15 protein-coding genes are annotated in these 19,241 nt (G+C 66.9%); 7 read left to right on the top strand and 8 right to left on the bottom strand.

What is annotated here, in order from left to right; translation table 11 throughout:
- Window positions 1–5: 5 nt before the first annotated feature.
- The 3 genes from ABD236_RS00765 (at window position 6) to ABD236_RS00775 (ending at window position 5,984) form a co-directional block, all read left to right on the top strand.
- On the top strand, window positions 6–2,057 hold the full coding sequence (locus tag ABD236_RS00765; RefSeq protein ID WP_344068443.1) for an APC family permease: 2,052 nt from the start codon (window positions 6–8) through the stop codon (window positions 2,055–2,057).
- Window positions 2,058–2,203: 146 nt separating this feature from the next.
- Entirely contained in the window at window positions 2,204–3,553 is a 1,350-nt protein-coding gene (locus ABD236_RS00770) for a class I SAM-dependent RNA methyltransferase (protein ID WP_344068446.1), read from the top strand.
- 676 nt (window positions 3,554–4,229) lie between these two features.
- Window positions 4,230–5,984 (top strand): NaeI family type II restriction endonuclease, encoded by a 1,755-nt coding sequence (locus tag ABD236_RS00775; protein ID WP_344068449.1) that lies wholly within the window; start codon window positions 4,230–4,232, stop codon window positions 5,982–5,984.
- Window positions 5,985–6,036: 52 nt separating this feature from the next.
- On the opposite strand, the gene ABD236_RS00780 is transcribed toward ABD236_RS00775, so the two are convergent.
- Window positions 6,037–7,494 carry a 5'-methylthioadenosine/S-adenosylhomocysteine nucleosidase family protein gene (locus ABD236_RS00780; protein ID WP_344068452.1) on the bottom strand — a complete coding sequence of 486 codons (1,458 nt, stop codon included), beginning with the start codon at window positions 7,492–7,494 and terminating at the stop codon, window positions 6,037–6,039.
- Between the two features lie 648 nt (window positions 7,495–8,142).
- On the opposite strand from ABD236_RS00780, the gene ABD236_RS00785 reads away from it, so the two are divergent.
- The 3 genes from ABD236_RS00785 to ABD236_RS00795 all read left to right on the top strand — a co-directional run bounded on the left by ABD236_RS00785 (window position 8,143) and on the right by ABD236_RS00795 (window position 10,834).
- Entirely contained in the window at window positions 8,143–8,307 is a 165-nt protein-coding gene (locus ABD236_RS00785; protein ID WP_344068455.1) for a hypothetical protein, read from the top strand.
- Between the two features lie 333 nt (window positions 8,308–8,640).
- Window positions 8,641–9,822, top strand: a complete 1,182-nt coding sequence (locus ABD236_RS00790) for a hypothetical protein (protein WP_344068458.1) — start codon at window positions 8,641–8,643, stop codon at window positions 9,820–9,822.
- Between the two features lie 457 nt (window positions 9,823–10,279).
- Window positions 10,280–10,834 (top strand): tyrosine-type recombinase/integrase, encoded by a 555-nt coding sequence (locus ABD236_RS00795; protein ID WP_344068461.1) that lies wholly within the window; start codon window positions 10,280–10,282, stop codon window positions 10,832–10,834.
- Between the two features lie 307 nt (window positions 10,835–11,141).
- Here the strand turns inward: ABD236_RS00795 and ABD236_RS00800 are convergent, their stop codons facing one another.
- The 6 genes from ABD236_RS00800 to ABD236_RS00825 form a co-directional block, all read right to left on the bottom strand.
- Window positions 11,142–11,705 carry a hypothetical protein gene (locus tag ABD236_RS00800; RefSeq protein ID WP_344068464.1) on the bottom strand — a complete coding sequence of 188 codons (564 nt, stop codon included), beginning with the start codon at window positions 11,703–11,705 and terminating at the stop codon, window positions 11,142–11,144.
- Window positions 11,706–11,839: 134 nt separating this feature from the next.
- A complete protein-coding gene (locus ABD236_RS00805) occupies window positions 11,840–12,262 on the bottom strand; it encodes a hypothetical protein (RefSeq protein ID WP_344068467.1) in 423 nt (140 codons plus the stop codon).
- Between the two features lie 15 nt (window positions 12,263–12,277).
- A complete protein-coding gene (locus ABD236_RS00810) occupies window positions 12,278–14,080 on the bottom strand; it encodes a hypothetical protein (protein WP_344068470.1) in 1,803 nt (600 codons plus the stop codon).
- A 54-nt stretch (window positions 14,081–14,134) separates the two neighbouring features.
- Window positions 14,135–14,950: a hypothetical protein gene (locus tag ABD236_RS00815; protein ID WP_344068472.1), complete on the bottom strand. Its 816-nt coding sequence runs from the start codon at window positions 14,948–14,950 to the stop codon at window positions 14,135–14,137.
- Window positions 14,951–15,052: 102 nt separating this feature from the next.
- Window positions 15,053–15,742 (bottom strand): Crp/Fnr family transcriptional regulator, encoded by a 690-nt coding sequence (locus ABD236_RS00820; RefSeq protein WP_344068475.1) that lies wholly within the window; start codon window positions 15,740–15,742, stop codon window positions 15,053–15,055.
- 13 nt (window positions 15,743–15,755) lie between these two features.
- Complete coding sequence (locus tag ABD236_RS00825; protein WP_344068478.1) at window positions 15,756–16,247, bottom strand: Pycsar system effector family protein; 492 nt, start codon at window positions 16,245–16,247, stop codon at window positions 15,756–15,758.
- 542 nt (window positions 16,248–16,789) lie between these two features.
- Between ABD236_RS00825 and ABD236_RS00830 the strand changes: the two genes are divergently transcribed.
- The gene (locus tag ABD236_RS00830; RefSeq protein ID WP_344068481.1) at window positions 16,790–17,926 is read left to right on the top strand and encodes a hypothetical protein; all 1,137 of its coding nucleotides are present in this window, start codon (window positions 16,790–16,792) and stop codon (window positions 17,924–17,926) included.
- 148 nt (window positions 17,927–18,074) lie between these two features.
- On the opposite strand, the gene ABD236_RS00835 is transcribed toward ABD236_RS00830, so the two are convergent.
- On the bottom strand, window positions 18,075–19,163 hold the full coding sequence (locus ABD236_RS00835; protein WP_344068484.1) for an enoyl-CoA hydratase/isomerase family protein: 1,089 nt from the start codon (window positions 19,161–19,163) through the stop codon (window positions 18,075–18,077).
- Between the last annotated feature and the right edge of the window lie 78 nt (window positions 19,164–19,241).

The following is a 19,241-nucleotide window of genomic DNA, read 5'->3' on the forward strand; positions in this document are numbered from 1 at the left end:
CTGTTGTGTCCAAACTGACCGACGTGCCCAAACGGATCCTGATCGGCCGGGCGCTGCGCAGCGACAAGCTGGGAGAAACGCTCCTCCCCAAGCGCATCGCGCTCCCCGTCTTCGCATCCGACCCGCTTTCGTCCGTTGCGTACGCGCCCGGAGAAGTCCTCCTGGTGCTCTCCGTGGCGGGTGTGTCGGCGTACCACTACAGCCCCTGGATCGCCGTCGCGGTCGTGGTGCTGATGTTCACCGTGGTCGCCTCGTACCGGCAGAACGTGCACGCCTACCCCAGCGGCGGCGGTGACTACGAGGTCGCCACCACCAACCTGGGGCCCAAGGCCGGACTGACCGTCGCCAGCGCGCTTCTCGTCGACTACGTCCTGACCGTCGCGGTCTCGATCGCCTCCGGCATCGAGAACCTCGGCTCGGCCATCCCGTTCGTGGTCGAGCACAAGGTGCTGTGCGCGGTGGTCGTGATCGTGCTGCTCACGCTGATGAACCTGCGCGGCGTGAAGGAGTCCGGCAAGCTCTTCGCCATCCCCACGTACGTCTTCGTGGGCGGCGTCTTCGTCATGATCGCCTGGGGTGCCTTCAAGGGCATGGTCCTCGACGACACGATGAAGGCCCCGACGGCCGACTACACGATCCACGCCGAGCACCAGGGCCTGGCGGGCTTCGCGCTGGTCTTCCTGCTGCTGCGCGCCTTCTCCTCCGGCTGTGCCGCGCTCACCGGCGTCGAGGCGATCAGCAACGGCGTCCCCGCCTTCCGCAAGCCCAAGTCGAAGAACGCGGCGACCACGCTGGCCCTGATGGGCGCCCTCGCGGTCACCATGTTCTGCGGCATCATCGCGCTGGCCATGGCCACCAAGGTGCGGATGGCCGAGAAGCCCGCCACCGACCTGCTGCACAGCGGCGTCCCGGTCGGCTCCGACTACGTCCAGAACCCGGTGATCTCCCAGGTCGCCGAGGCCGTCTTCGGCAAGGGCAGCTTCCTCTTCGTCATCCTGGCCGCCGCCACCGCGCTGGTCCTGTTCCTGGCCGCGAACACCGCGTACAACGGCTTCCCGCTGCTCGGCTCGATCCTCGCCCAGGACCGCTACCTGCCGCGCCAGCTGCACACCCGCGGCGACCGCCTGGCGTTCTCCAACGGCATCGTGCTGCTGGCCGGGGCCGCGATCCTGCTCGTGGTGATATACGGCGCGGACTCGACCCGGCTGATCCAGCTCTACATCGTCGGCGTCTTCGTCTCCTTCACCCTGAGCCAGACCGGCATGGTCCGGCACTGGAACCGCCACCTGGCGCGTGAGCAGGACCCCGGCAAGCGCCGCCACATGATCCGCTCGCGCGCGATCAACACCTTCGGCGCCTTCTTCACCGGGCTCGTCCTGGTCGTCGTCCTCGCCACCAAGTTCACCCACGGCGCCTGGGTCGCCCTGATGGGCATGGTGATCTTCTACGGAACGATGACCGCGATCCGCAAGCACTACGACAAGGTGGCCGAGGAGATCGCGGCGGCCGAGGAGCGCCCGGACGAGTACGTCCGGCCCTCGCGCGTGCACTCCGTGGTCCTGGTCTCCAAGCTCCACAAGCCCACCCTGCGCGCCCTCGCCTACGCCAAGCTGCTGCACACCAACCAGCTGGAGGCGATCAGCGTCAGTGTGGACGCGGCCGAGACCAAGGCGCTCAAGGACGAGTGGGACCGGCGCGGCATCGACGTACCGCTGAAGATCATCGACTCGCCGTACCGCGAGATCACCCGACCGGTGATCGAGTACGTCAAGGGCCTGCGCCGGGAGAGCCCGCGCGACGCGGTCAGCGTCTACATCCCCGAGTACGTGGTCGGCCACTGGTACGAGCACCTGCTGCACAACCAGAGCGCCCTGCGCCTGAAGGGCCGGCTGCTCTTCACCCCCGGCGTGATGGTGACCTCCGTGCCCTACCAGCTCCAGTCCTCCGAGGCGGCCAAGAAGCGGGCCCGCAAGCGGCAGGAGTGGAACGCGCCGGGCTCGGTGCGGCGCGGCCCGGTGGCGCCGCAGCGGCCGAAGGAGCCGAGCGGCAAGGGCTGAGCGGCGGGCCCCGGTGGGCTGGGGCCTTCCGGGGACACGGGCCCGGAAGGCCGGGACCTTCCGGGGACGTAGACTGGGGGGCTGTCGTGCGCACAAGCACGGCAGCCCCTCTTCTTCAGCCCTCTTCCTCCTGGAGCCACCCGGTCATGCAGAACGCGTCAGAGCCCTCGTCGCCCTCGTCGCCCTCGTCGATGGTCGGGGAGGAGTACGAGGTCGAGGTCGGCCCCGTCGCGCACGGCGGGCACTGCATCGCCCGCACGGAGCAGGGCCGGGTGCTGTTCGTGCGGCACGCACTGCCGGGCGAGAAGGTCGTCGCGAAGGTGACGGAGGGCGACGAGGACTCCCGCTACCTGCGGGCCGACGCGGTGACGGTCCTCTCCCCGTCCAAGGACCGGGTCGAGGCGCCGTGCCCGTTCGCGGGCCCGGGCAAGTGCGGCGGCTGCGACTGGCAGCACGCGAAGCCGGGCGCGCAGCGCCGGCTCAAGGGCGAGGTGATCGCCGAGCAGCTCCAGCGGCTCGCCGGGCTGACGCCCGAGGAGGCCGGCTGGGACGGCACGGTCATGCCCGCCGAGGGCGACAAGCTCCCCGCGGGCCAGGTCCCGGCGTGGCGCACCCGCGTCCAGTACGCCATCGACGAGGACGGCCGGGCGGGCCTGCGCAAGCACCGCTCGCACGACGTCCAGGTGATCGACCACTGCATGATCGCGGCGCCCGGCGTCAGCGAGCTGGGCATCGAGAAGCGCGAGTGGCCGCAGATGGAGGCGGTCGAGGCGATCGCGGCGACGGGCTCGCACGACCGCCAGGTGGTCCTCACCCCGCGCCCGGGCGGCCGCCTGCCCCTGGTCGAACTCGACAAGCCGGTCTCGGTGCTCCGGGTGGAGGAGAAGGACGGCGGCGTGCACCGCGTGCACGGCCGCGCGTTCGTGCGCGAGCGCTCCGACGAGCGTACGTACCGCGTGGGCATGGGCGGCTTCTGGCAGGTCCACCCGCAGGCGGCGGACACCCTGGTCAAGGCCGTGATGCAGGGCCTGATGCCGCGCAAGGGCGAGATGGCGCTCGACCTGTACTGCGGCGTCGGCATCTTCGCGGGCGCCCTGGCCGAACGCCTCGGTGAGACGGGCGCGGTGCTGGGCATCGAGTCGGGCAAGCGAGCGGTCGAGGACGCCCGGCACAACCTGGCGGACTTCCCCCGCGTCCGCGTCGAACAGGGCAAGGTCGAACAGGTCCTGCCCCGCACCCGCATCTCCGAGGCCGACCTGATCGTCCTCGACCCGCCCCGCGCGGGCGCCGGCAAGCAGACGGTCAAGTACCTCGCGGGCCTGGGCGCCCGCCGCATCGCCTACGTGGCGTGCGACCCGGCGGCGCTGGCCCGGGATCTGGCGTACTTCGCGGAGGGCGGGTACAAGGTGCGGACGCTTCGGGCGTTCGATCTGTTTCCGATGACCCATCATGTGGAGTGCGTGGCGATCCTCGAACCGGTGGCCAAGGCCTCCTGACCTGCGGTTTCGAGCGTGCGCATTATGCGCGGTGCGGGCGTTACGGGCGATATCTTGACGCTGAAATGGCGCTCGCGACGCTCGTTCTGACGAGGTGTCAGGCGCGTTGTGGCGCTGGTTAAATGGCCGGTAGCGGCGGGGGAATGGGTGGCTCCATGCATAGCAGCGGGCTCGTGCCCGCCGGAACCACCTACCTGATGTCCTGCCGCGCAGGGACCTCACCACCGGGATGCGACGCCCGCCGCTCCGCGCCCCTCTCAAGCGATCGGAGCTCCTCCTGCCGCACCTCCCTCTCAGTGGGCGGAGCGGCTGGCGGCCGGCCCGTGCGCCAAGCCGAGTACAGGCCCGCCAGGGCGATGGATACGGCAGCGAGGGACTCCGGTGACAACCCCAAGGCCACCAGCGTGACCCCGGTTACGAGCACCATGACGAACGCAACGAGGTCCAGGGTGGGGGAGCGGCGGGGCGGGGTGGGACGGCGCACGGGCGGATTCCTCTCGGTTCAGGCTATGGTGATCAGCTTTCCTGAGGCCGCCCTCGCTTGCTAGATTTTCCCAGTTCTATCGGAGAAAATAGCCGTCTTGCCGAGAGAATTGTGGGCCTGATGTCTCCATTCCGCGCCAGCGGACGGCCCACCGTGCCTCCATCGACAGGTTCGGATGCCGTAGATGCGCTTGTGCTGCTCCTGCTGGACATGCGTACGCAAGCTCGGCTATCCGTCGAGGACGTCCACGAACTACTCAGGACCAGCGGCCAGTTTGATGGTCAACTGCCCGCCCGATCGACGCTCTACCGCAAGCTGAGCGGCGTCGGGTTGAAGAACGAACGGCGTCTGATCGAGGCCATCGTCAGGGTCTGCGTCCCCGACGCCCAGTGTGCCAACACGCTCAGGGAACAGGCCATCTCCCTACTGCATCAGGCTTGGTCGGAGGATGCCGAGCCAGATCGCCCGGAGCCCGGAGAGGTTCCGGACGACGGAGGCTCGCTGGCAGAACTGGTCAGGGTTCAGCGCGAGTTGATCGATACTCAGGCCCAGCTCACTGCCGCGCTCCAAACCGCTACCGAGGCTGAGAAAGAATCTGCCAAGTCACGCGCGCTCATTACCACGCTGTTGGTACTTGGAGCTTTGGGGCGCCCCGCAGCCGGACGAGTCTCGACTCCTTCCCCTGATGGCGCTTCCTATGCCGTCTCCGGAATCGAGCTGTCCAGACTGCGGACCCGCCTCGCGGCCGCCGAGGCCGAACGAGACGAGGCTCAGCGAGTCGCTCGCGCAGCACAACACCGACTGGCCGAGGCAGGGAACCTGCTTACCGCCCACGGCACTGGCTCCACAGACCCCGCGGGACTTTCAGCTCCTACCCCTATAGGTCCCGTGGAATGGCCGACGACTCGGGCCGATCCCGCCGGCCAGGCTGCCCCAGCCGATCCGCTCCGCAGTTCCTGTCAGGCACTCCCGGACACCACCGCCATCGAGCGGGAGGTAGAGCAAGGGGAGGGGGTGTTGTCGTTCGAGGGGCACGAGCGCGTCCGGTCACTAGAACAGGATCCGGAACTGGCCGAGGTCCTCGCCGAGATGCTGCGTTTGGACCCAGATGGCAGCCGCATGGAATCCGTGATCGACGGAGCGGGGCGGCACCTGCTTGACCCCGCGCACACTGGCCGCTACCTATGGTCCCAGCTTACCAAGGTCGAGAAGACAGGCTTGGGCATTGCCGTGTATCACCGGATGCAGCGCGAGTTGGGCCTCGCTGACGGACTGCACCTGGACTTCATGGTGGCCGGGCACGACGTCGACATGAAGTTCAGCCGGGGCAGCAACTGGATGTTCCCGCCTGAACTGCAGGGTGGCCTGTGCCTGGTCGTACGCGCCGATGACGCCAGTGGCCTGTGGAGCATCGGCCTGCTGCGCGTGAGGTCCGAACTGATGCACGCGGGTTCGAACCGCGACGGGAAACGCGGGCTAAGCGCGCAGGGCCGGGAGGCAATCCACTGGATCCACTCCAACCTTCCCCTGCCCGAGCATGCCCTGCGTCGACTGTCTGCTGACACGGTGAGTTCGATCTTCGCCAAGGCTTCAGGGCAGGCTCGGACCGAGGAGCTGTTCCTGCAGGCACAGCTCACTCCGATCACCACTGCGGACCTCTCCGCCGTCACCATGCAGGCTGATGGGAACAAGCGAGCGCGGGAGGCACGGCGGAGGCTAGCCCATCGGGGCGTGCTCGTCCTTAATGGCACTCGCCCCCGCGACGTCGAGTGGGCTTGGGGCCTCGGTCTACCTGCCCTTGAACCAAGCACGTGGATGAGTGTCCGGCTCACCCCGGCACAGCCCGGACACGAAGGCACTCCCACAATTATGCTCGACGGTACCCCGTGGTGCGTGGCTCACCCGGAGGATCTAGAAGTCCCCCTGCCCACAGCTGCCTTCGCATGACTGGCGCCAGCCGGAATGGCGGTGCCACGCTCCAGGGCCTTTTCAAAGGACCCTAGCGGTCCGAAGCACGGAAGGCGTAGAGCAGGCGGGCAGCCAGTTTCTCGACCAGGTCGCTGCCACGGCTGGCAACCGCCGCCGCAGTGGCAGCTTCTTCGGGTTGCACGCGGACAGGACTATCCGACATACGCATCCCGCTGGACCGGTGGGGATCGCCTTCGCTCAGACGTTCGACCATGACCATCATGGTCTTTTCGATACCGGCTGCCGGTGCATACGACGGAGCGGCCTGTCCATCGACAGCTTCCAGCACCTCCAGCAGAGTCGTGATCCGTCCGCGAACATCGTCCTCGTCGAGTACGTACGTGATGCCTGGCTTGGGAAGCGAGTCCCAGGCACTCCTCTGCTCGGATCGAGTGATCGCCAGTCCAGCCGAGCGCCCCCGAGGATTGGCAACGGCGACCACCGTCATCTCAGCGGTGTTGTGGACGTCGACCTCCTCAGCGTTCGTAAACAGCCCCTTCGAGCGGCCCAGGTTTACCATTTCCCCGGCCAGCTCCCGCATGCGCGTCGCGGTGATCCTGCTTGTCACCGGAATGGGCACCAAGTGGATCTCCAGCAGGGAAGGACCATTGGCGTAGCCACTCGACGGCATGACGTCCCGGTACCAAGCCACGCTGGCCGGTTGATCGAGGGGCTGCCAGATCAGCTCGTCTGTGGGCTGTCCGGAAGAAGGCGCCTTCGGCAGGGATGCTGCGTTCGCGGGTTCGAACTGGGTGATCACTTCCGTCAGGAAGTGAGCCGCGTGCTGTGCTGCGGTTTCCTGCATGCCGGCACCATCGGTGCTCCGCTTGGTTCCGTTCGCCAAATCACTGATCCCCCGGGCCAGAAGGAAGGGGACCCCCGCCTTGGTCGCGGCGTTGGCGGAACCAGCACCTTCCATCTCCACAGCTACGGCGTCGTTGAAGTTGCGGTCCAAGTGGACTCGGGGCGGCGACTCGGCCGGAGCGTCCAGCACGAGGTCGCCCGCCGCGACGGGTTTGAAGTGCACCTTGGTCGTGGCTCGTTCCGCCTCCGGCAGGGCTCCCCGCCATTCATCCACGCTGTGGACGTACATGGCCACCTGCTGGAGCGGATGGGAAGATTCCCAGCTGCGCGGGCGCCCCTTGAACCCTTCCGGACTCTCCTTGCCCCCGTGGTACGCGTACACCTCAAGGGCAACCACCACATCGCCTGGGGAAACGTCGGACTTGAGCGATCCCGCGATTCCGACGAAGAGGACGGCTTGAGGGCGCACGAAATTGATGGCCCGCTCAGTGATCACCGCCGCAGAGTCATTCCCCGGCCCGGTGGCAGCCAGATAGACCGTCCAGGACGTGCCCGGGAGCCGACCTCGCTCGAACACCGTTCCTGCTTGATCGACTCTCTCCAACCCCTCCAACAGCCGACGCACCGCCTTGTACTCCAGCGGCAGTGCAGTCAGTACAACGAGCGTTTCCCCAGTCGCGTCCATGACCGCCCCCTTGCCGCCACCGCTGTGTGCGTCTCGCGCTCATACCGACCGAAGCCGACCCGAGCGCTGCGTAGCAGGTCAGAAGGTGTTTCCCCTCCCCGCATCCGTAGGCCCTGTGGGACTCGAACCCACAAGCAATGGATTAAAAGTCCTGGCCAAAGCTTGCTGGGTGGTTCCGGACGGTTCTTCGGTGTCCGGAACCACCAGGTCAGGGCGCATGCGCCGTAAGCGGCGATCAACCTCCCCATGGGTCGTTCCACACCGTCCGCTCACGCAGGGCGCCCCGCATGAACTGCACGGAACACTCTGAACGGGCCACGCTTGCGGATCCATCCAAGATCGAAAAAAGTGGGCTCGACCCTACAGGCGCCAGCCCGTTCGACGGGCAGCCTGAATGTATCGGCTCAGCCACGTTCCCGTGGCGCAGGTCTTCAAGATCAGCAAAGGCATCAACTCTGATGCTGACCCGCGCCCTCACGGCGGCAAGTGTTGTACGTGGTGCCTCAAAGTGGCTCGGCTCGTTGAGTTCAGCCGCGTGTCCGTCCAATCGTGCGGGTGAAGCCGAGGGTGATCACGAAATGTACCCAGCGAGGTACAGACTTCGCGGTGTGAGACGGAGAGGCTGGTGCCCGAGGTGGGGAGCAGCCGATGAGCGGGCTCGCGGTGGTATTCGAAGTAGCTACTGCCATTTGTGCTGCGCGGGTTCTCATTCGCCAACTTCGAGGACTGCTGATGGACATCGGTAACGCAATCCGCGCCTGGCGCTCCGTGCGCGACGCCTTGCGGGACGATCGGGAGGAAGACCAGGGCTGACCTCTGCCCTCGCACCGCCTGGGCGGCGGGCGGACGGCGCCAGTGCCAGGGCGCTCAGCAGCCGAGACCGCTGTCACCGCCGAGCTGAATCTCTGCGGCCGGCCTGGTGACGAAAGGGCGCGGCGTTCCGTTTCGGAACAGCCGCAGGTGCTGGTCAGTTCTGAACGGGCACTGCTGATCATTTGCTCCGCGTCTCCGTCGGCAGCGAGAGACGGCGCACGATCATCAAGGGCGTGCGGACGACGGCGACAGCTCGGACTCAACCCAAGCGTCGCCGGGGCGCTGCAGAAAACCCGTGGGAGCAGCGCACGGAGCAATCTATGATCGTTCGTCATGGGCGTGTACATAAGCCGACATCGGACAGATGCGACACCGAAGCGAGCATCGGAGTCGGATGCCGAATTCTTCGAACGGATCGCCGGTCCGTTCTGGGACCAGGTTCGAGATGTGATCAACGAGTGGTGGTCTCACCTGCCCCCCGATGCTCAGCCCGGCCTGCGCAGTCGGCTACGCGATCGCAATTCCGACGCGAACGTCTTCTCCGCGCTGTGGGAGCTGTACGTGCACGAGATGCTGCGCGGATCCGGTTGCATCGTGGAGATCGAGCAGCAAATAGGCACAGGGGGGAAGTACCCAGACTTCCTGGTCACCCGTGGCGACCAGCAATTCGTTGTCGAGGCGATCTGGACGGCCGAGAATCTGGACGCAACCGGGAGCCGCTCGCTCCCGCCTCAGGTGGTGGACGCGATTGACCGCGTTCCGAGCCCAAACTTCTACGTGGCGTACAAGGTTGACAGCATTGGCTCGACCACACCGCAGCAACGGCGGTTGAAGAACGAGTTGGCGCGATGGCTGGCAAGCTTGGACCCCGACCAGGTCACTGCCGAGTATGAGCAGAAGGTGCCACTACCGAGGCATACCTGGCAGGAGGCAGGTTGGCGCCTCAGCTTCGAGGCGATCCCCCGCAGCCCCGGCAGGCGAGGCGATCCGACGAGCAGGACAATCGGCTTCCATCCCTGGGTGTGGGTCGCCGATGACTCAGATCGGGTACTCAAAGCCGTGAGAAAGAAGGGCAGGAAGTACGGCGAATTGCGGCTGCCATTCATCGTGGCGGTTGGCAATTCAGCGGTCTTTCCCGAGGATGAGGACACCGGAAGCGCGTTGTACGGGACCTCGGTCGAGTACGCCCACCACACCGGATCGACCTTCGGTCGCAATGCCGACGGCTACTGGACTGCTGCCCAAGATCAGACCCATAGCCGGGTCAGCGGCGTACTGACCGTCGACAATCCGGCACCTTGGACACGGGTGAAGAAGGCCCCAGTCCTCTGGCAAAGCCCCGCACCTGACTCGCTCCCGGCCCCCGTTCTCCCCACCTGGGAAACAGTACAATTGGTTGATATTCACGTCGAACGTCAGTCAGCGGCTCGCCCCATCCACACGTCTCTTGGTCTGTCTGAGGACTGGCCGATCGGAGATGCTTTCCCCCGGCGTCGGCCAAGCGCCGAAAGCTGAGAGCTCGACGCAAACGGGCGGATGCCCCACGTATATAGAGTGCCCGGGGACCAGAGCAGGTCCCCTCGTCATACCGAGCAAGGGTGTCTTCACAGCCCAGTAACCGGCTGCTCTGTGGGCGCCCGGGCGATCTGCCAGACGGCAGCATGCTCCTGCACTTCAGGCCAGGTCCTGCCCTACTGGGAGGGCTGGGAGATGCGGGCCATCACTCGCATGGACATCCAGAGCTGGACCCGTGCCCTGGTGGAGAAGGGTGCGGGAGCCTCCGCGATCAAGAGGGCGTACAACCTGACGTCCTCCATGACGCGCGCGGCAGTCGACGACGACATCCTCGTGGTGAGCTCTTGCCGCAACATCGACCTGCCGGCCATCGCGGTCAAGCCACCGCAGTGGTTCACGCTCGATCAGGCGCAGAGCGTTCTGGACGAACTCCCCCACGCCTTGGCGGTCGATGTGCTTGCCCGGCTTCTACACCGGGCTGCGCTGGGGCGAGCTCTCCGGCCTTCACCGCCACCGCATCGACCAGCGCCGCTCGCCCCTCTTCGTCGTGGAGGTCGACACCAAGAGCGGCATCAAGGAGTATCCGAAGAGCTCCAAGAACCGTCGCGAAGGCTCGCTCCCGCCCCACGTCCTCGAGGCCCTCGAACGCCACATCCACCGGCTCGAACGGGACGCCGTGGTCTTCACCACCATCACCAAGGGTCGCGCCGGCCGCCTCCTCAGCGACAGCAACTGGCGCACACAGACGTGGTGGTCGGCCGTCGACGGCGCCCGCTACTTCGACGGCGACGGCGAGCAACAGCCTGTCTCGCACTACCCGCCGCACTCCATGCGCCACACCTGCGCCTCATGGCTGGTCCAGAAGGGAGTCTCGCTCTACGAGGTCCAGCACCTCCTCGGACACGAGAGCTTCCAAACCACCCAGCGCTACGCCCACCTGCAACCGGACGCGCACAAGGCCGTTCTCGGCGCCTGGGAGCGTTTGGACGCGCCCCTGACCATGGCCGCATGAACGTCCTTCGCCCTGTCCTCATGGACAGGGCGAAGGTGTTTGTGTGTTTGTGGAGACGTCGGTCAGGGGCGTCGGTCGGTCGGCTCGTCTTTTCTCGGCGCGGCCAAGGGTGACTGCGCACTGGAGGCTTGGTCGGGTGCGGTGGCTTGGTGGCCGTGTAGTCGATAGACCATGTCGTCGGGACAACGGTCCAGGCGGGCCCGGCGCCAGGCGACGTCGTAGGACAGGGGTGTTGCGCTGCGCCGTTGAATGAACAGGGCTCGGAGGCTGGTCAGGGGTGCCAGCAGCATCCGCCACAGGGCGAGCTTCATGGGTGCGCCCTTCGGGGTGCTCCGTCAGACCCGGACATGCCCACTGCTGCGATGCCGCTGGGGAGGCTGCCGCCGTTGAGAGCCTTAAGGGAGTCGGACAGCACGAGCATGGCCTGCTGTCGCTTCTCGATGTTCGTGAACCCTTGGCCGACCTGCTCCCATTGCTGCAGGAGCGGGAACCACCAGCGGTCGCAGGAGCAGATCAGGCGCGCAAGGCGCTGGAGTTCGGCAACGTGCTCGTCGCCCAGGGCGCTGGGGGTGTGGTGTTCGAGTTGGTCCAGGACGACGAGGTCCGGGTGGTCGTAGAGGTTCTCCTTCAAGAAGCGGAGGCGGCGGACGCGTTGTTCGTCCGCTGCCCGCTGCGCCAGCAGCTCCTGTGCTGCGCTGGGCAGACCGAGAGTCGCCTTGACGCTCAGCAGACAGTAGTTCGGGGCACGGCGGGGCAGAGTGCCGAGAGCCGCGTTGACGACGTCCTGCGCGGCGGGCACGTCCGAGGCGCGCAAACGTACCGCAGTCTCGGTTGCCGTGGCATGCACGGTGGCGCGTAGCGTCTCCTCCACGCTGGGAGGCACCCGCCATAGTGGTCGCCAGGTGATTGTGTACAGGGCCTCGAAGGCGATGCCATCGGTGGCACTGGGCAGCAATCGTGGCTGGGCAGACCTGCTTGTACGGACGGCGCGGCGCCATGGCCACCTCATACGAGGTTCTCTTCGAGCGGGAAGACCGTGCGCACACGGCTGTCGACGAGGTGGTTGTAGAAGTCGTCGGCCACGCTGACACCCTCAACGGTGGTGGAGATGCCGCGCAGCCCGCTCATGAACCTCCAGCCGGCCTCGAACATGTTGTGGCCCCGCAGCGCTGGCAGAAGCTGGTCGCGCAACTGCATATAGGCGCTGGGATCGTCGGCACAAGCACGGATCCAGTCCGTCAGACGCGAGGTGACCTCGGCGGCGGTCTCCGAAGAGGACAGCAGGTCGTGGACGCCGCGCTGTACGTCGATGTCCGTAGGAGGGGTGTCCACGAGCCACGGCGTGCCGTCGTGGCCGAGGGTCATCAATGCAAGGAAGGCCAGGGCGCCGCTGCGAGCGCAGGAGACCTTGCCCTGCTGCCAGCTCACGACTTCACCGGCCAGTCACAGGGCGACGGTGGGGTGAAGGATTAGAGAGTCGAAGGCAGCCTGGACTTGGCCGATTACGGCGCCCCCGGTGTTCTTGTGCGCGACCCGGCGCAGGCGCACCATTGCCCGCTTGGCCAGAGAAGTGGCGACGGAGGAGTCCTCCAGGACGCGTCGGCACAGTGTAATCACTGCGGGCGCGTAACTCTCCTTCTCCGCCCATCCGTACAGCGCCTCCCACGCCAGGCGTCCCACGTGTTCGTTATGCACGGCACGTTCCATGACCGCACCCAGCACCTTGGGATGACTGCTGCCGACCAGGCCGCCCAGTGTCGTGAGGTAGTCCACCGATCCGTGCCGCACGGTGAGCTCGGCCAACGCAGCCACTGCGTTGTCTTCCGGATCGGCGCTTTGAGCCGTCCCGACGAGCCAGGTCAGCAAGGGTTCACGCATGACGTCGTAGTTGTCCCAGACATACTCCAGCACGGCGCGTCCATAAGCAGGCCGGTCGAAGACCACGGTGTCCTGCAGGTCGACTTCACCCCCGACATCCTGGATGCGCCGGCGCATTCCCCGTCCGGCCAGCGAACTGAGGGGCGGTGAGAATTTTGCTGCTGCGCCGGGAGCGTCGGGGGCGTCGCCGATGGCTTTCAGCAGAGCGGCCGCACTGCGCGCGACGACGGGCATGGGTGCCGTCTGCTGCACAGCTAGGGCCAGCAGCAGACAGCGGTCCTCCACGGTGAGTGAGGGGTTGTCGTGGGCGTACAGGCTGTTCATCTCGCCGAACCGGCCGTCGAGTTCGCCGCGCCAGTCGGTCAGAGCCGCGATGATGCGTTCTTCCAGCGCGGCCGGGGTTCCGTCGTCGGAGTCTCGCGACTGCTGGGAGCCGACGTGGATATGTTCCTTCCAAGCCGTCACGGCGGAGTACGCGGCCCGTACGGCGGCCACCGCCGTCAGTCCGCGCAAGGAAGCCGTGGCCTTGGGGAACGAGCGAATCGATGTGACCAGCTGTCCGTAGCCGTTGGCGCCCAGATGCGCCTCTACGACTTCTTGGGCATCGGGAGCCTCGTGCAGACGAACCACTTGGATGCCGTCGCGATCGCTGAGACGGTGATCCTTCCACAGGTCCTGTGCCACGGTCAGCGCCAGATAGGAACCACAACCCTGGAGATGGGTGGCGTGTTCCGACAGCGCGTCGAGGAAGTCGGCCGATACCTGATCTTTCTCCGGGTGCTTGAGGTCAAGCTGGTAGGCGTGCGCGATCTCCAGCGGCAGGCGTCCTTTGCTGGGGGTCTTCCAGTCTGCGTCCAACTTGACCAGGGTGGCGTCGTGAGCAGTGTGCTCGGCCAGAAGCCGCAGTGTGAGGGTTGTCGAGCCGTATGAGCGGGGCGCGACGATGATGATCACGGGCTGGTGGGGGCGGCTGGTGGCGGGATTGACGATCTGCTCCCAGATCGTGTTCCAGTGCGCGCTGCGAACGAACGGCTGATCGAGCAGTCGCTCGCGACTTTGCTCGACGCCCTCCAGTAAGTCCTGCTTTCGGGTCTCAAGGATCAGCTGTTTGATGTGGTGGGCGACGACATCGGGGTTCCCATACACGTGTGTCGTTCGGTCCTGCGTTTCATGCACGCGATGCGCGGGCGAGGCGGCATCCGGTGGGAGGGGAGTGAGGGAAGGAGGTGGGGCGTCGGGGGTCGCGTCCCGTCGGTCGGGAGCGCCGGATCCGGGGCGCAAGCCATGCAGCCAGTCGCCGGAGCCGTTGGACTGGTTCTCGGTAGCTTCGCTGGTCGGTTGGATGGGGTCGAACGGCACGTCAGACATACGAGTGCTCCAGGGTGAGTGTGGGAAGAGGGGGAGGGCGGAAGGCCAGGCGACTCACCGCTGGCGGCGATCGATTCGCAGGGTGTCGATGCTGTTGGCGATCGTGGCGTCGCTGACCTGACCGTGGAACTGGAAAATGCCGCCGCTGCCGGAAACCGGTGTCACTGACGCGTCGCTCGGCTGCGCGGTGGAGGAGGGAGCAGCGGCCGGTGATGCGGCGTCCGTGACGTAGGGGCGTACGGCCGGCCCGGTCAGGCCCGGCACATGAATCCGGCAAGGCTGCTCGAAGCCGGGCTTGTCGCCGACGAGGGCAACCGCCTCAAGGAAGTGGTGTGGGCCCAGAACCTGCGTGCGGCCCGCGTGCACGGTGCGCTGGTAGACGATCTCGGAGAGCGCGGCAGCCAGGAAGCCGCCGTTGTCCTTCGCCGCGGACAGCGCCTGGCGGGTCGCCTGGCTGTCGAGCAGCCGGGTGGTGTCATTGATGGCGTCACCGCGGTGGTCGGGCAGGGACAGCGGGCCGATGTGCACACTGGCCCGCAGCCGCAGGACGGGACTACTGGCCAGCCGCTGCCGCTCGTAGCGCACCAGAGCCGCATCGAGCCGGCCGAGCAGCGGGTCCACGAGACGTGCCAGCACCGAGGGCGGGAACAGCAAGATCGCCCCGTCGCCACTGTCCTTGTAGCCGCCGGGGAGTTCCTGTGGGTCGGGCAGCTGACATTCGGCGAGCACAGTCGCCACGATGTCGTCCACGTCGCACCGGGCGGCGGCCATCTTCGCCTCGGGGATCTGGCTGTACTTCTCCATGTCGATCGCCACAAGGGCGAGTTCGGCGGGCACATCCAGGGGCTCTGCGTGCAGCGGCGCATCCATTGAGCACCGTCCTTTCAGCACAGGCGGTCAGGGAAGTGCCCATGCTGATCGGGCGGGACGGCCGCCGCTGCCCATTAGTGGGCACGCCTGAAGTGCGGCCCGTCACGCCTGCGTACGCGCGTGCAACTGAATCGAATGGATGTCGCGAACGAGGAGCCCACCGCTGGAGGTGGTGCGGACCCAGTCCTGCTCACGCCAGGGCTTGAGCGCGTTGACCACCGCGTTGCGGGAAGCGCCAATCATCTGAGACAGCTCCGTCTGGGTCAGACGCACGGCAAGATCCGAAGCCGAAGCGGATGCGGCCTCGACCAGCCGCGACAGAGCCGATGCCAGACGCAGCGGCACAGACGCAGTGGCCAGTTCGAGCCGCACGGCCTCGGATTCCCTGACTCGGGCGATGGCATGGCGCAGGAGCGGGGCCAGCAGATCATGCTCCTCAACGAACGTGAGGAAGGCGGCAGCCGGGATGATGCGGATCTGACAGGACTCGGCGGCGATGACCGTGGCCGTGCGAGGCTGGGAGTCCAACACGGCCAGCTCACCGAGTAACTCACCGGCGCCGCGCACGGCAAGAAGCGTCCTTTCTCCGCAGACCCCGGCCAGGGTGATCAGCGTTGACCCGGACTCCAGCACGATCACGTGAGTTGCTGGATCTCCCTGCCGGAGCAGCACACTCCGAGCCGGCCTGACGCGCTGCGGTGCGAGCGCCTTCAGGCGTGCCCATAACTTTTCGCCGATCACCGTGGCATGCGGCTGATACACGCGTCCCCCTGCTATGCGGCCCCAACACACTTAGGTGATCGTCTCAACTAACCAGAATGTTGCTCAATAGACACATTCCAGCCATCAGGAGTGCTGCTAGGGCAAAGTCGACGGCCAGGCGGGCCGCTCGCAGCTTCCTGTCCGCCAGCCAGGCCAGCACTTGTAGTCGGCGGCCCTCGACATGCCGTTCAAGCTCCCCACGAGCAGTCGTACTCACGCCGGCCCGGTCGTGTACGAGTGCCTCGCCCATCAATTCGGTATGCAGACCCGCCCTTGGGACCACGGGCCGCAGCGCGAGCAGCGCAGCCCCTATCGCGGCCATCAGCAACAGACACATCAGGACAAGGGAAAACACCGCGATGGGGGGCATGCCGTGTGCACTCGACAGCACGGCAGCCCCTGCAGCCAGCAGGCCACCGGCTATTCCGCACAACGCCGTTGCTTTTGTATCGGCCCTCTGCACCTCGACGAACGCGCGTTCAGCGTGCCCTTTCAGCCGGTCCGTCTCCGTCGGAATACTGCCTGGCTCGCGCATGTCGTCCCACACCCCTCCGCGGCCGTCGCCTGCTTGTCGTGGCAGTTGCCAGCCTGCTCTCGGCTGACGAGGATTGATGCCAACCGCAGGGCATGAGGAGGGGTAGGTTCCTCACTCCATGGCCTTCCGTGGGGCGTAGTCACGGGGATGTGGGTCGACGTCGGCGGGGCGGCGCCAGCGCCTACCGCTGGCTGAGCCTCGTTGGGCGGAGGCCAGCTCATGCCTCGGCCGTGACGCTCGTTTGAAGCTCCGGGCGTCCGTGGGGTCCTTCGGCGGGGCTACAAATGGCGGCTGACCTGCGAATACGTCAGGTCCTCCCCCTTCTGACGTCTTTCCGATGACTCATCATGTGGAGTGCGTGGCGATTTTGGAGCCGGTGGCCAAGGCCTCCTGACCTGCGGCTTCGTGCGCGCGTCGTGTCCCAAGGCGCGGGCGGGTGACCGTCGCGGGCCGGTCCGCCGGGAGCGTTGTCAGTGGCTTCCGGTATGAATCCTTGTGGAAGCAATCGGTGGCCACGGGGGCTTGGACGCGCGGGGGGCTCTATGACGGATCAGCCGGTCTTCGTGCTGGGCGAGGAGCTGCAGGCTCTGGAGCTCGCCGGGTTCGAGACAGAAGCAGAGTTCCAGGAACTGCTCGCCCAGCACCCTCGCGTGCTGGACTTCGGATCGCTGGCAGACGGCCGGCCCTTGCGGCTGGTGCTGGTGGGTCGGGAGATGGGTGTCCCGACAGGCGCGGAGAGTGCTCCGGCGTACTGGCTGGACCACCTCTTCGTCGACGCCGACGGCGTTCCGACCTTGGTGGAGGTCAAGCGGGCCACGGACACCCGGATCCGGCGCGAGGTGGTGGGCCAGATGCTGGACTACGCGGCGAACGCCGCCCGTTACTGGCCGGCGGCCCTGTTGCAGCGCTCCTTCGAGGACACCTGCGCCAAGGACGGCCGATCGCCGACGGAGGTGTACGGGGAGTTTCTGGGTGACCGTTCCGCGGAGGAGTTCTGGGTGACGGTCGAGGAGCGGCTGGCCGCAGGGCAGATGCGGCTGCTGTTCGTCGCCGACCGGATTCCCCTGGAGTTACGGGCGATCGTCGAGTTCCTGAACCGACAGCTGCGGCAGACCGATGTGTACGCGGTCGAGCTGACGCAGTATCGCGGCGGCGGAGATCTGCGTGTCCTCGTCCCGCGCATTCACGGGGAGGTCGCCACGGCGGCGAAGTCCCCCTCCGGCCGACGTACTGCGCACAGGACCACCCGAACCGACATGGACGTGGCGATCAAGTCGCGCCTTGTCCCGGAAGTGCGCCGGATCGCGACCGCTCTGCTTGATCACGCGACGGCCGTGGGACGGTCGGAGGGCGGCACGGCCCGGTATCCGAGCATGTCCGTCTACTATCCCATCGCCGGTCGCGAGGTGCCGTTCTGGACACTGTCCCTTCGTGACGACCCGGCGAAGGACGACCTCTCCTTCGCCTTCGGTTCGATCACTCATCACCTCGGCCGCGAAACGGCAGCGGCATTCGCGGCTTCCCTGCCGAGCGTCCCCGGCCTGCAGAAGAAGCTGGAAGCCCTGCCGGCCAAGGGGTACAACGCCTGGCCGTCGGTCTTGCTGAGTTCTCTCGTGCCCCAACCCGGCGCATTGGAGGGCATCTTGTCCGCGATTCAGTGGCTCGTCGAGGAGAAATAATTTCGACCCGATCCCCTGGATCGCCCCGCTCCATCCGGCCGGTGACGATGGCGCCTTGGCCTGGCGGATCGGCGAAACCCGAGTCGGCCCGGCTGGGGCGTATGACCGTATGACCCACCGCATTCAGCGTCCAGCAGCCAGCGATTCCCTAGCCGCCTGCCGTGAAGAGCGCTTGTCGTCCGCCCTCGGTCCCGAAGAACCGCTCCACCGTCTCCTCGGTCACCTCGCCCAGCACCCCCGGCGTCCAGCGAGGTTCCCGGTCCTTGTCGATCACCTGGGCCCGGATCCCCTCGACCAGGTCTGGGGAGGTCAGGGCCGCGCAGGAGACGCGGTACTCCTGGGCCAGGACCTCTTCCAGGGTGGCTAGTTCGCGCGCTCGGCGCATGGCCGCCAAGGTGACCTTCAGGGACGTGGGGGACTTGGTCAGGAGCGTCTCGGCCGTTTCCTTCGCCTCCTGGACGCCCGTGGCCTGGAGGCGGTCCACGATCTCCTCCACCGTGTCCGCCGAGTAGCAGTGGTCGATCCAGTCGCGGTGTGCGGCGAGTTCGCCGGGCGGCAGGGGCTGGTGGGCGTGGCGTGCGAGGGCCTCTCGTACCGGCGTGTGCGACAACTCCGCCAGGAACACGTCGAGTTCGGCCGACGGGACGTAGTGGTCCGCCAAGCCGACGAGCAACGCGTCCGCCGCGCCCACCGAGGTGCCCGTGAGGGCCAGGTGGGTGCCCAGTTCGCCCGGTGCGCGGCTGAGCAGATACGTACCGCCCACATCCGGGACGAAGCCGATGCCCGTCTCCGGCATGGCGACCCGGGAGTGTTCGGTGACCACGCGTACGTTGCCGTGGGCCGAGATCCCGACCCCGCCACCCATCACGATGCCGTCCATCACGGCCACGTACGGCTTGGACCAGCGCGCGATGCGAGCATTCAGACGGTACTCGTCCCGCCAGAAGTCCGCCGACGCCGTGCCGCCCGCGCGGGCGTCCTCATAGATCGCGCGGATGTCGCCGCCCGCGCAGAGCCCTCGATCGCCGGCGCCGGTGAGGACGACCGTCTCCACCTCCGGGTCGTGCTCCCATGCCGTCAGCGCCTCGTCGATCCGGCGGACCATGGCGTGGGTCAGCGCGTTCAGCGCCCTCGGCCGGTTGAGGGTGAGGTGGGCGGCACGGCCGCGGCGCGCCACCAGGACGTCCTCGGCGTCGGGGGCGGTGTCCGGGAGCGTGTCGGCGGTGCTGCGGCCCATGGGGTGGCGGTTCCTCTCGGATCCGGGTCGGTCTGCGTTGATCTTGGAGTGATCCCCTCGAACCTATAGTCGGGCGTC

Source organism: Streptomyces crystallinus (genome assembly GCF_039521265.1).
Taxonomy (GTDB): domain Bacteria; phylum Actinomycetota; class Actinomycetes; order Streptomycetales; family Streptomycetaceae; genus Streptomyces; species Streptomyces crystallinus.